The following is a 750-nucleotide window of genomic DNA, read 5'->3' as shown; positions in this document are numbered from 1 at the left end:
ATGCCCTTCTGCAGATCGTTTTGGAGCCCGTTGACACGAGCCACATCGATCGCCAATACGGAAAAACCGATCAGAACCGGAAACATAATGGCGACGAAGATCATCGCGATACCGCGTTGATCATTCCAGAATTCGCGCAAAAAATGAAACATCGCAGCGCCCCCAACCCTGCCGCAAATATTTCCCCGTGGGAAGACAATAGACCTCATTTTTCTCCGCGGTCAAGTGACCGTTATTCATCTGTGTTGCCGTATATTTTTGGCATACCCCGCTATATAAATCTTCTCTCCGCATTTTTCTGATACCTATGTTCATTCCATGCATGGGAGACGTTGATCGATCCTCGTATAGTTTTAGCGGAATTCGATAGGGGGACATCTTTATGCAGATCGAACACGCCTAAAAACTGATCCTGCGGAGTATGTATATATCGTGATTGACTGAAGTAACCGAACTGCCGATGGGTGTTGGTAGAACTTAAGCAGTTGACCCAGACCTTTGCGTCTGTCATGCAAGACTTTAGTCCTGCCCTCTGCCAGCCTCTTCATCTGCTCAAATGCAGGGGGGCGAGCCGCGACCGGGCATCCCAAGGGGCCTGCAGAGGGAGCGGAACCGCGACTGGAAGCCGACATCCGGGACGACTAGAGCCCAATTGATCCGCCTGACTGGCGCGGTCGGCGGCTCGTCAAGGCGTTAGCTAATATAGATGAGCCCGCTTCATCCGATCGAGGGATGGCGCGACTTACCCGC

The 750-nt window shown here is 52.0% G+C and carries 1 protein-coding gene; it reads left to right on the top strand.

The genetic code is table 11. The features are described from left to right. Positions 1-302, top strand: a 302-nt coding sequence (locus tag ACXJ7R_RS35155) for a hypothetical protein (protein ID WP_457155806.1), incomplete at its 5' end; no start/stop codon positions are given. Positions 303-750 lie beyond the last annotated feature (448 nt).

The sequence above is a fragment of the Mesorhizobium sp. P5_C1 genome, assembly GCF_054049815.1.
Note: the sequence above shows the minus strand (reverse complement) of the source record. Positions and strands in the feature narration are given on the sequence as shown.